Below are 11,836 nucleotides of genomic sequence, written 5' to 3' on the forward strand. Positions count from 1 at the left end.
CCATCCACACGGACGAGAGCCGTCAGGGGTGACGACAGTCCCAGATAAAGGCACTCGGCCTGTGCGCAAATGGGATCGTTAAGGGCCCGCGGCCCTTAACCCGCCGGAGGCAAAATGTTCGCTAAATAAGTATATATTTTAGACCAATAGCACATTTAGGAACACAACGAACAATCGACGCCACACGCCCGTTGGCACCAAAAAAAGGCCGCCTTTCGGCGGCCTTTCACTTCGTGTCGACTGGTGCGTCTAGAGCGCGGCTTTGGCGGCGTTTATGGCCGCGTTGTAGTCGGGCTCATTGGAGACTTCGCTGACGATTTCCTGATGCGTGATGGCGCCCTCCTTGTTGATGACGAGAACGGCGCGTGCGAGCAGGCGCAGTTCTTTAATGAGCAGTCCATAGTTCGTACCGAAGGAGACATCCTTGTGGTCGGACAGTGTGACGACTTTATCCACGCCTGCTGCGCCGCACCAGCGCTTCTGGGCGAAGGGCAGGTCGGTGGAGATGGTGAGGATGGTCACATCGCCGAGGTTGGCGGCTTCTGTATTGAAGCGCCGGGTCTCCATGTCGCAGACGGGCGTGTCCAGTGACGGCACGGCGGAGACGATGAGGACGCCTCCTGCGTAGTCTGCCAGCGATTTGGGGTTGAGGTCGTTGTCCAGCACGGTGAAGTCGGGCGCTTTTTGCCCAACTTCCACGGGCGAGCCTGTGAGGGTCAGCCCGTTGCCGTGTAGGGTTACGATGCCGCTACGTTCTGCCATGAACTCCTCCTTGCCGTGAGTGGTGAAGGATATGCGGAGCCGATTTACCGCAGGCTCCACTGCCCGTAGTACACGAGATTGCGCTTAGCGTCAGCCGTTTTGCTGATGCGAGTTGCCGCGTCCGGAAAGCTCCGTCAGACGGGCGAGTTGTGTTTCGTGCTGTGTGGTGATGCTGCCGGGGCGCATGCGCCAGTGCCAGTTGCCCTTGAGGTTTCCGGGGCGGTTCATGCGGGCGTCTGCGCCGAGGGCCAGCAGGTCCTGCACGGGAATGATGGCGAGCTTGGCGTGGGAAAGAAAGGCCATGCGCGCCAGAATCCATGGCGCGGTGTCGGCGGTGACGTTTTGGCCGGCGTAGTCGATGAGGCGCTTTCGGGTGGCGTCGTCGGCTTCGTCGGTGAACCAGCCTTTGGCGGGCATATTGTCGTGGGTGCCGGTGTAGACGACGCTGTGCGGGCCGATGTTGTGCGGCGCGTAGGGGTTGCTTGGCAGGTCGTCGCCAAAGGCGAAGAGCAGAATCTTCATGCCCGGCAACGCGTAATGGGCCATGGTCTCGCGCACGTCCGGGGTGATGACGCCAAGGTCCTCGGCCACGAGGGGCAGGGTGGGACGCCTGGCGAAGAGGGTGTCGAAGAATTCGCGAACCGGCGCTTCGACCCATTCGCCGTTCATGGCTGTGGGCTCGCCTGCGGGCACCTCCCAGTAGGCGACAAGACCGCGGAAGTGGTCGATGCGCAGGGTGTCGAACAGGTCCAGATTGCGGAAGATGCGGCGCACCCACCATGAGAAGTTGTCCTTTTGCAGGGCGTCCCAGTCGTAGATGGGGCTTTCCCACAGCTGGCCGGTGGCGCTGAAGTAGTCCGGCGGCACACCGGCAACGACGGTTGGGACGTACTCGTCGTCGAGCTTCCAGCAGTGGGGGGCGCTCCACAGGTCGGCGCTGTCGAGGTCCACATAGATGGGCATGTCCCCGAAGAATTGAATGCTGCGCTCGTGGCAGTAGGCCTTGAGGGCGTCCCACTGCTCCTGAAACACCCACTGGAGAAAACGCACTTCGTCCATGACGTCGGCTAGGTCGGCGCGGGCGCGGGCGAGCGCCTCGGGCTGGCGGGTGCGCAGGGGCTCCGGCCATGTGTTCCATGGCTTTTCGCCGTAGCGCGAGCGCAGGGCCACATAGAGCGCGTAGTCGTCCAGCCAGTGGGCGCTCTTTTGGCAGAAGCGGTGATACTCGGGGTGGTTCTCGGGATTGAAGCGGGCGTGGGCCTTGGTGAACAGGGCCTGCTTCCATTCGGTGACGGCGGCAAAGTCCACGGTGTGCTCGGGGAAATTAGGGGGCGAGGCGATGTCGGCTTCGTCCAGCCAGCCTGCTTGAACAAGGCGTGCGGGGCAGATGAGCAGGGGGTTGCCCGCAAAGGCGCTGACGCTGTGATAGGGGTCGTTCCATGAGGACTGCGCCGTGGGGGTAAGGGGCAGAATCTGCCAGACGCGCTGGCCGGTGCGGTGAAGCATGTCGGCAAAGGCGTAGGCTTCGTCCCCAAGCCCGCCGATGCCGTAGGGGCTGGGGAGCGAGGTGATGTGCATGAGCAGTCCGCTTGAGCGCAGAATCATGTGATCCTCCAGAGCGGTTTTGGCCCAGCCCCGCTTGTGCGGGGCTGGGCGGGTGGTCAGATGATGGATAACGCGGCGTGGCCTAACACGAGGGGCTGTCCACAATGGCCCGGATGGCGGCAAGGGGGACCTGCGTCCATGCCGGGCGGTTGTTCAGTTCCTCGGCGAGTTCGGCCACGGCCTTGTCCAGCAGGAAGCTGTCGAGCAGCAACCGCCGTTCAGTGGGGTCGGTTGGAATCATGACGCTTTGCTTGGCGGTGGCGAGGTACGCGTCACGGAAGGCGGCCCCGGCCCAGTACTGCCAGTAGCGGCCCCAGCAGACGAGGTTGGAGAGGTCGCTGACGCGGGCGTAGCCTTGCTCGGCAAAGGCGGACAGCGCGGCAAAGGCGGCAAAGTCCATGGACCGCAGAAGCGTGGCCACATCGCGCAGGGGCGAGCGCAGCAAGCGGCGTTCGCCGTAGGTGCGGTCCGGGTCGCCCTCAAAGTCGATGAGGGCGAAGTCTTGCCCGGTGAGCAGGGCGTGCCCGAGGTGGAAGTCCCCATGGCAGCGGATGCGCTGCCCGCCGAAGCGCTTGGAGGTAATATTCTTGTAGAAGTCCTGAATGGTGGCCTTGTTGTCCAGCGCCCAGTTGGCGTCGCCAAGGGCCTCCTGCGGCAGGTCGTCGATGCGCTTTTTGAGCTGAGGCCACACACGCCCGACGTGACTGCGCAGCCCCTGATACAGGGAGCGCTGATACAGGCGGGTGAAGTCCTCGGGCAGGAAGGCGTCGTGCTCCAGCGTGCCTGTTGGTGAGGACAGCGCGAGGTGCAGCTCCGCCGTGCGCTGGCCGAGGACGGCAAAGCGCTCAAGGGAGGAGCCGAACATTTCTGCGGCGCTCTCGGGCGGCGTGATGCTGGAGACATCAAGCATGTGCTCTTCGGGGATGTTCGGCGCTTCTTCGCGCCGTGCCTGCGCCCTGTCAAAGACGCCTTGGAGCATCTCCAGAACGTAATGCCACGCCGTGCCCTGATTGGGGATGTATTCCGTCAGGGTTGCCAGCGTCATGGGGGCGTGATGGCGGCCGCGGCGGTACTCGATGGCGCCGACCACATTGGGGCTGTGGGGGTAGTTGCGCTCGTTGAGAAAACGGCCGATTTCCAGTTCCGGGCTGATGTCCGGGTCAAGGCGGCGGAAGAACTTGAGCACGAAGGTGTCGCCAAAGACGATGACGGTGTTGTTCTGGTCCACGCGCGCGGACGGGGAGTGCAGGGTGAAGTCCGCATCCTGCACCATACGCCGCAGGGCGCGGGTGCTGCTGATGGCGATGCGGTCCGTGGCCTCCACGGTGGCGGCGCGCCGGGGCACGTTTTCAAGCAGCGCCATACAGAACGTCCGCGATGCCAGCGCGTCGAAGAGGTAGCCTTCCTCGTTGCTGGCCGCGATGGATATTTTGCCGAGGATGGTGTGCGGCTGTTCGCTGTAGAGGCGCTCGGCGCGGTTGCCCGTGGCAAAACCAAGGGGCACGGAATAGTACTCCTCGGTGCCGTCCATGTATTCCACATGCACGAGGGTGATATAGGCGGGCGGGTCCAGATTGGACACGGTGAGCCACTGGCGGAAGCTGGCCGTGGCGATGCGCCGATTGCCGCCGCAGAACCATGGCGAGCTGGCAATGTAGTGCGGCAGCAGGGATTCCAGCCGCTCCAGATGCGGCGCGGCCAACACCTCGTCCCACGAGGCGGAGCAGGCAAAGGCCGGGGTCTCTTCGGTCTTGCCGGTGATGATGTCCGCGCCCACGCGCAGGGGGGCGAGGACGAACCAGAAGAACGTGTGCCCCGCAATGGTCAGGGTGTAGGGCCGGTTGCCGATTTGCGGAAATTCCGAGCGCCCGAACATTTCGACGGGCACCATGCCCGCGAATTCGGAGAGGTCCAGCTCCGCGTGCTGGGCGTAGCGCGACAGATTGGCGACCACAAGGATGCGCTCGTCCTCGTAGGAGCGCACAAAGCAGAGGATTTTTCTGTTCTCCGGCGAGATGAAGTCGATGTCGCCGCGCCCAAAGGCCTTGTGCTTGCGGCGTAGGGCGATGGTGCGGCGCATCCACCACAGCAGGGAGTGGGGGTTATTCTCCTGCGCGTCCACGTTGACGGTTTCGTAGTGGTATTCCGGATCGATGATAACGGGCAGGAACAGCTGCTGCGGGTTGGCGCGCGAGAATCCGGCGTTGCGGTCTGCGCTCCACTGCATGGGGGTGCGCACGGCGTTGCGGTCGCCAAGGTAGATGTTGTCGCCCATGCCGATTTCGTCGCCGTAGTAGATGACGGGGGTGCCCGGCAGGGAGAAGAGCAGCGCGTTCATGAGTTCGATCATGCGGCGGTTGTTGCCCATGAGCGGGGCAAAGCGGCGGCGGATGCCGAGGTTGACGCGCATTTGCGGGTCGCGCGCGTACACGCGGTACATAAGGTCGCGTTCCTCGTCGGTGACCATTTCAAGGGTGAGTTCGTCATGGTTGCGCAGGAACAGCGCCCACTGGTTGGTGGCGTTGATGTCCGGGGTCTGTTCCAGAATGTCCAGCAGGGGGAAGCGGTCCTCCATCCACAGGGCCATGAACAGGCGCGGCATGATGGGAAAGTGGAACGCCATGTGGCACATATCGCCGTCGCCAAAGTAGGCCACGGCGTCTTCGGGCCACTGGTTGGCCTCCGCCAGCAGCATGCGCGAGTCGAACTTTTCATCAATATGGGCGCGCAGTTCGCGCAGATAGTCGTAGGTCTCCGGCAGGTTTTCGCAGTTGGTGCCCTCGCGCTCGTAGAGGTAGGGCACGGCGTCAAGGCGCAGGCCGTCCACACCAAGGCGCAGCCAGTAGTCCACGGTCTGCTTCATGATGCGCCGCACCTGCGGGTTGTCAAAATTTAGGTCCGGCTGGTGGGAGTAGAAGCGGTGCCAGTAGTAGGCCCCGGCCTCGTCGTCCCATGTCCAGTTGGAGTTCTCGAAGTCCTGAAAGATGATGCGCGCTTCTTCGTACTTTTTGTGGGTGTCGCTCCACACGTAGTAGTCGCGCGCGGCGCTTCCGGGTTTGGCGCGGCGGGCGCGCTGGAACCACGGGTGCTTGTCCGAGGTGTGGTTCAGCACCAGTTCGGTGATGACGCGTATGCCCCGGGCGTGCGCCGCGCGCAAAAAGGCCTTGAAGTCGCGCATGGTGCCGTAGTTGGGGTGGATGTCGCGGTAGTCGGACGTGTCGTACCCGTCGTCCTTGAGGGGGGAGGGAAAGAAGGGCAGCAGCCAAATGGCGGTGACGCCAAGGTCCTGCAAATAATCCATCTTTTCCGCAAGGCCCTTGAAGTCGCCCACGCCGTCACCGTCGCTGTCGGCAAAGGCGCGGACGTGAACCTCGTAGATGACGGCGTCCTTGTACCAGAGGGGATCGTTCTCAAATATCTTGCCGGGCTTTTTCTGGGCCATTGTATCGGCTCCTCACGGTTCAGCGCAGGGTTGAGAGTCACAATCACCATACGTCATCTGGCCCAATTCGCCAAGCATCTCCACGTATTTGCCGGGTCGTGCGAAGTGGCGTGCGTTGCGCGCTGCCTGCCTGCGGGGCGGGCCTTTTTGCGCAGCGCCCCGTGGCGCGCAGAAGCGGTGCCCGGTCAAAAGGGGAAAACCCGCCCCAGCATCCTTGACGATACGGGGGACGAGGATTAGATGTTGAAAACGACATTCACTATCATAAAGAAGAAATCAAAGAACACGTCCGGGGCCAGCCCCGGGGGAGGACAGCATGGACAGCAATATATTCGACATTGTGGCCGTTGTGGTTTTGATTGCCGCTGCCGGCGGGTATCTTGTGTGGCGGTACACGAGCAAGAAGTCTTCGGGCTGCGGGTGCGGCTGCGACGGGTGCGATTCCGCCTCATCATCCAAGAGCCTCGACAACCGGGGCGGTGGCTGCGGCGGGTGCGGCGGCTGCTAGGAAGGGTTGCACAGTGGTGCCGGGTCGGCGTAGCGTTCTGAATTATGACCAACGAGCAGAAACCAATGGATGAACAGCACAGCGAAAAGGAAAGCCTGAAGCGCATTCTTGCCCCGGTAAAGGGCATGCATTGCGCCGCCTGTTCCGGCCGCATTGAAAAAGTGGTGGGGCAGATGGAGGGCGTGGACAAGGCGTCGGTGAATCTGGCGGCCGAGACCATGGACGTGGCCTTCGACCCCGCGAAGCTCGACTTTTCCGACATTGCCGACCGCGTGAAGGGACTTGGCTTTGAGACCGAAGCCCCGCCGGACAACCGCGAGGTGACCCTTGCCATCAGCGGCATGCACTGCGCCGCCTGCTCGGGACGCATTGAGAAGGTGGTGGGCCAGATGCAGGGCGTGGACAGCGCCAGCGTCAGCCTTGCCGCCGAGTCCGGTGTGTTTGCCTTTGACCCGGAGGTCACATCCCAGCGCGCCATCCGCGAGGCCATTGCCAAGCTGGGCTTTACGGCCACACCCGCCAGCGCGGGCACGGATATGTTCGAGGAGCGCCAGCAGGAGGCCCTTGCCCGCCTCGCCGATGCGCGGCGGCGGCTGATTCCGGCGTTCGCCTTTGCGCTGCCGCTGCTTATTCTTTCCATGGGGCATATGTTTGGTATGCCGCTTCCGGCGTGGTTGGACCCGGCGCATTCGCCGCTGGCCTTTGCCATGGCGCAGCTGGTGCTGACGCTCCCTGTGGTATGGTCCGGACGGCACTTCTACCTGCGCGGATTCCCGAATTTGTGGCGGCGCTCGCCGGATATGGACTCGCTCATTGCCGTGGGCACGGGCGCGGCGCTCATCTACAGCCTGTGGAATACGCTGGAGATTGGCCTTGGCGTGAACCCCCACGCGCGGGCCATGGACTTGTATTTTGAGTCCGCGGCGGTGCTTATCGCCATGATTTCCCTTGGCAAATATTTTGAGGCGCGCTCGCGCATCAAGACCTCGGACGCCATCCGCGCCCTGATGCGCCTTGCCCCGGATACCGCGACCCTCGTGGACGACTCCGGCGAGCAGCGCGAAATTCCCGCCGAAGAGGTGGAAGAGGGCGACACCCTGCTGGTGCGCCCGGGCGAGCGTATCCCCGTTGACGGCACGGTGGTGTCTGGACGCTCCGGCGTGGACGAGTCCATGCTGACGGGCGAGTCCTTGCCCGTGACCAAGACCGACGGCGACACCGTGGCGGGCGGCACCATGAATACCTCCGGCGCGCTGACCATCCGTGCGGACCGTGTGGGGCAGGATACCACCCTCGCCCGCATCATCCGCATGGTGCGCGAGGCGCAGGGCACCAAGGCCCCCATCGCCAACCTTGCCGATACGGTGAGCTTTTACTTTGTGCCGACGGTTATGGCCATTGCCGTGGTGTCCAGCCTGGCGTGGCTGGCCTTTGGCGCGGTGGACTTCCCCTTTGCGCTGCGCATCTTTGTGGCGGTGCTGGTTATCGCCTGCCCGTGCGCTATGGGTCTTGCCACCCCGACGTCCATCATGGTGGGCACCGGGCGCGGCGCTGGCCTTGGCGTGCTGGTGAAGAGCGGTCAGGCCCTGCAGGCCGCGCAGGGCGTGCGGGCCATTGTTTTTGACAAGACCGGCACCCTGACCCATGGCACGCCCCGCCTGACGGACATCGTCACCATTGGCGGCGCGGACGAGGCTGACGCCTTGCGCCTTGCCGCTGCGGCGGAAAGTTCCTCGGAGCATCCTTTGGCCACGGCCATCACAGCCCGCGCCAAGGAGGACGGCGTCCGCCTGCCGCGTGTGGAGAACTTTGAAGCCCTGCACGGACGCGGACTCTCCGCTCAGGTGGAGGGGCACACCGTGCTCGTGGGCAACGACGCCTGCATGCGTGAGGGCGGTGTGGACGGACTGGACGCGCCCGAAGTGGGCGAGAAGGCCGCGGCCCTTGCCGCAGAGGCCAAGACCGTTCTGCATATGGCCGTGGATGGCCGCATGACGGCGCTTCTTGCCGTGGCGGACACCATGCGCGAGGAAGCCCCGGAGGTGGTGGCGGAATTAAAGCGTATGGGCCTCAAGGTGGTCATGCTGACGGGCGACTCGGAAGAAACCGCCCGCGCCGTGGCCGCCAAGGTTGGCATTGATGACGTTGCGGCCCGCGTTCTGCCCGAGCGCAAGGCCGAGGTCGTGCGCGAACTGCAACAGCAGGGCCTGTCCGTGGCCATGGCGGGCGACGGCATCAACGACGCTCCGGCGCTGGCGCAGGCGGACTGCGGCATCGCCATGGGGTCCGGTATTGACGTGGCCGTGGAGTCCGGCGACATCGTCCTTGTGCGCGACAACCTGCGCAGCGTGCTGACGGCCCTGCGCCTGTCGCGCGCGGTGCTGCGCAATATTAAGCAAAACCTCTTTTGGGCCTTTGCCTTCAACTCCCTCGGCATCCCCATTGCCGCGGGTGTGCTGCACATCTTTGGCGGGCCCACCCTGAACCCCATGATTGCCGGGACGGCCATGGCTCTGTCCTCCGTGACGGTGGTCTCCAACGCCCTCCGGCTTCGGTTCTTCAACGACGCGGCGCGCTAGCGCGCTCCCCCGCACTGCACACGAAAGAACGGGCCGCCCTGCATGATGCAGGGCGGCCCGTTCGCGTTGAAAAAGGGGCGTCTTGGTTGGCGGGGCTGTTTTGGCCTGTGCGTGGTGCGATGCTGCCGCGCGGACTGGCGGAGCGTCCTCGGCGGTGGTGGCGCGCAACGCACAACGCGCGTCAAAGGAATGCCGCGCATTGGCGCGTGGGGCGGCGTGAACGGAAAGGGGCGCTACAGCGGCGTCCCGGCCGTGGCCGGACGCGGCGCATGCTGGCCGGATTCCTCCAGGTACTGCAGAAACACGTCCACGCATTCCGGGCACAGGTGCGAGCCGCGCGCGTCGTTGATGATTTCCAGCACCCGGTCCTCGGGCATGGGCGCGCGGTAGGGGCGGTTGCTGGTCAGGGCGTGATAGATGTCCCCCACGGCAATGATGCGCGCAAACAGCGGAATTTCGTCCCCTTTCAGCCCTTGGGGATAGCCGGTGCCGTCAAGGCGCTCGTGGTGGCTCTGCACGGCGGGGATGAGGTCGGCGAGGGAGGGGATGGGGCGCAGGATGTCCGCACCGATGGTGGGGTGCGTTTTGATGATTTCGTACTCTTCGTCCGTGAGCTTGCCGGGCTTGAGGAGCACGGAATCCGGGATGCCGATTTTGCCAAGGTCATGCAGGCGCGCGGCGATTTCAAGGCTTTCTACCTGTTCGGCGGGCATGCCCATGGTGCGGGCCATGCCGGTGGCGATGCGGGCCACGGCTTCGGAGTGGCCGCGGGTGTACAGGTCGCGCGCTTCAAGGGCCTGAATAAGGCTGGTGATGGAGGCCAGCAAAAGGCCGTGTTCGGACTGGAGGCGTTCCTTTTCCCGCAGCAGCTTGAGGAAGTTGTCCGAGAGCAGTTTTTCCGCCGTGTGCACAAGGTGCGGGGCGTTGAAGGGCTTGGGCACATAGGACGCGGCCCCGGCGCGGTACAGCCGCCGGATGGTGCCTTGGTCCGCCATGGAGGTCATGACGAGGAAGGGGATGGAATGCCACTGCGGATGCCGCTTGATGGTGGTGAGCAGTTCCATGCCGCCCATCTGGGGCATCTCAATGTCGCTGATGATGAGGTCCGGCGCGCCGTTGTCCGCAAGCCACTGCATGGCGTCGCGTCCATTGTTGGCCGTGGCAACGCGAAAGCCTGCCTGCGTCAACGCGTCGCTGACGCTGTGGCGGACAAGGGTGGAGTCGTCCACCACAAGGATAAGGCGGCCGCTGATGATATTGGCGCGGTCCAGCACGTCGCGGATGGCGCGGCGGAAGCCCTCGCTCCCGTCGGACTTGGGCAGGTAGCCGTCCGCCCCGGCGTGGAAGCCCTTGTCGATGGCTTCCTCACTGTCCTGCGAGCTGCAAATCACCACGGGCGTACGCGCGGTTTTCGGGTCCGCCTTGAGCTGCTGGCACAGGGTATACCCGTCCATGCGCGGCATATCCACATCGGAAATGATGAGGTCGAAATGATCGGCGTGGGCCTTTTCCAGCCCCTCCTGACCATCGCGGGCCTGTGTGACCATAGCGCCAAGCTGGGTCAGCTCGTGCTGGATGGCCTTGCGGATAAGCAGGGAGTCGTCAACGACCAGAATTTTCGGTGTCGGCATGGATGTGCTGTAGGGCATTTTTGCCATCAGTGCAATGCCGGGCGCGTGCACGGCGTTGCCGAAGGTTTGCAAGTGTTGCCGGATGTTTGCATGTGGCGGGCCTATTGAAGCGCAATGGCATTTCCGCGCTCCGTGTACCAGATAACCCCCTCATGGGCGAGGAAGATGGCAAAGCCCACAAGGATGATGGCCATGCCGCGCAAAATGCCGGTGTACACCCGCGGCGTCAGCAGGCCGGAGGAGCGCGCCACACCGTAGGCCACTGCCATCTTGGCCCCCACCAGCACGGCGTAGAAGCTGACCACAACCAGCACAGGCCCGGTCATGCCCGCTTTCTGCATGGAGGTCGCCATGAGCGGCGTGCCGATGGTGAGCCAGAAGAGGTACGGATGCGGGCTTAAGAGGTTCACCAGCGCCCCTTTCATGAGTGACCGTGGCGGGCGCGCGGCAGGTGCAAAGCTCGGCAAAGGCGCGCTCCACGTCTCGCGGGCGAGGTAGACCAGAAAGCCCGCGCCGATAAGGGAGACAACGCCAAGGCCCTTGGCAAGGCCGGGGATGGTGAGCTCCGATGTGGCGCCAAGGGTGATGGTGCTCAGGACGTACAGGCAGCCCAGCACGATGGGCGAGTCTGAAACCAGCGGCGCAAGGGCCACGCGCAGGCCGGAGGAAAAGCCATTGGATAGGCTTTCCGTGACAACCAGCGTCAGCAGAGGGCCGGGGGCAAGCCCGGCGGCCAGCCCAAGGAGGGTGCCGGTGACGAGGAAAGAGAGGGCGTCGTATGTCATGGGCTAGTGGTGCGGTATTTCACGCGCCTTGGCAAGGGCGGGCGTGTCCGCCGCGCGCCATGTATGGCGCAGAGCATGCCGCATCGGTTGGTTGTTCGTTGTGTTCCTAAGCGATGTATCATGTTGAAATATGGTGAAAAATTATGAACATTATGCCCGGAGCCGCAAAAAAGTCTCCCCGGCTTCGTGTGCCAAGCCGGGGAGAGTGCCAGAGGGGAGTGTGGGAGTTGGAAGGGTGTTGTCGGAGGTGTCTTTCTCTTCTGTTGTGCGTGCCTCTCTGCGGTGCTTTCAGGGGCTAGGGCGAACCTACGGGGGCACTGTGACGGGGCGGTGACGCCGCAGTGGAGAGTATGTGTCGGCGTGACGTCTGGGGGGCAGAGTGTGCGGGGGAAGAGCAGTTGTTTCCGCTGTTGGAGGCCGTAATGGATGGCGTCACCGCACGGCTGGCGTTGGGCATGCCGTGTGGTGACGCCTGCCGTATATTCCCTCCGTGGGGTTAAGGATTTCATCCTTAACACTCCTTT

General features: G+C 63.8%; 7 protein-coding genes. 2 read left to right on the forward strand and 5 right to left on the reverse strand.

Annotated features, from left to right (window positions below; all coding sequences use genetic code 11):
• Positions 1–249: 249 nt before the first annotated feature.
• The 3 genes from tpx to treS form a co-directional block, all read right to left on the reverse strand.
• Complete coding sequence (tpx, locus tag ACY69P_RS08335) at positions 250–762, reverse strand: thiol peroxidase (RefSeq protein WP_404843927.1); 513 nt, start codon at positions 760–762, stop codon at positions 250–252.
• A gap of 90 nt (positions 763–852) precedes the next feature.
• Positions 853–2,367, reverse strand: coding sequence for a 4-alpha-glucanotransferase (gene malQ / locus ACY69P_RS08340; protein ID WP_462327151.1), 1,515 nt, complete (start codon positions 2,365–2,367; stop codon positions 853–855).
• A gap of 82 nt (positions 2,368–2,449) precedes the next feature.
• Entirely contained in the window at positions 2,450–5,809 is a 3,360-nt protein-coding gene (treS, locus tag ACY69P_RS08345; RefSeq protein ID WP_462327152.1) for a maltose alpha-D-glucosyltransferase, read from the reverse strand.
• A 316-nt stretch (positions 5,810–6,125) separates the two neighbouring features.
• Between treS and ACY69P_RS08350 the strand changes: the two genes are divergently transcribed.
• Both ACY69P_RS08350 and ACY69P_RS08355 read left to right on the forward strand, forming a co-directional pair.
• On the forward strand, positions 6,126–6,317 hold the full coding sequence (locus ACY69P_RS08350; protein ID WP_459900338.1) for a FeoB-associated Cys-rich membrane protein: 192 nt from the start codon (positions 6,126–6,128) through the stop codon (positions 6,315–6,317).
• 65 nt (positions 6,318–6,382) lie between these two features.
• Complete coding sequence (locus tag ACY69P_RS08355; protein WP_462327153.1) at positions 6,383–8,896, forward strand: heavy metal translocating P-type ATPase; 2,514 nt, start codon at positions 6,383–6,385, stop codon at positions 8,894–8,896.
• Between the two features lie 233 nt (positions 8,897–9,129).
• Here the strand turns inward: ACY69P_RS08355 and ACY69P_RS08360 are convergent, their stop codons facing one another.
• Together ACY69P_RS08360 and ACY69P_RS08365 are read right to left on the reverse strand one after the other, a co-directional pair.
• Positions 9,130–10,527, reverse strand: coding sequence for a response regulator (locus ACY69P_RS08360; protein ID WP_459900341.1), 1,398 nt, complete (start codon positions 10,525–10,527; stop codon positions 9,130–9,132).
• A gap of 101 nt (positions 10,528–10,628) precedes the next feature.
• A complete protein-coding gene (locus ACY69P_RS08365) occupies positions 10,629–11,312 on the reverse strand; it encodes a LysE family translocator (protein ID WP_462327154.1) in 684 nt (227 codons plus the stop codon).
• Between the last annotated feature and the right edge of the window lie 524 nt (positions 11,313–11,836).

Source organism: Desulfobaculum sp., assembly GCF_054921475.1.

What these genes read in the sequence shown, in the direction of transcription:
- tpx (WP_404843927.1), bottom strand. Translation starts at nt 762, where the DNA reads ATGGCAGAACGTAGCGGCATCGTAACCCTACACGGCAACGGGCTGACC.
- malQ (WP_462327151.1), bottom strand. Translation starts at nt 2,367, where the DNA reads ATGATTCTGCGCTCAAGCGGACTGCTCATGCACATCACCTCGCTCCCC.
- treS (WP_462327152.1), bottom strand. Translation starts at nt 5,809, where the DNA reads ATGGCCCAGAAAAAGCCCGGCAAGATATTTGAGAACGATCCCCTCTGG.
- ACY69P_RS08350 (WP_459900338.1), top strand. Translation starts at nt 6,126, where the DNA reads ATGGACAGCAATATATTCGACATTGTGGCCGTTGTGGTTTTGATTGCC.
- ACY69P_RS08355 (WP_462327153.1), top strand. Translation starts at nt 6,383, where the DNA reads ATGGATGAACAGCACAGCGAAAAGGAAAGCCTGAAGCGCATTCTTGCC.
- ACY69P_RS08360 (WP_459900341.1), bottom strand. Translation starts at nt 10,527, where the DNA reads ATGCCGACACCGAAAATTCTGGTCGTTGACGACTCCCTGCTTATCCGC.
- ACY69P_RS08365 (WP_462327154.1), bottom strand. Translation starts at nt 11,312, where the DNA reads ATGACATACGACGCCCTCTCTTTCCTCGTCACCGGCACCCTCCTTGGG.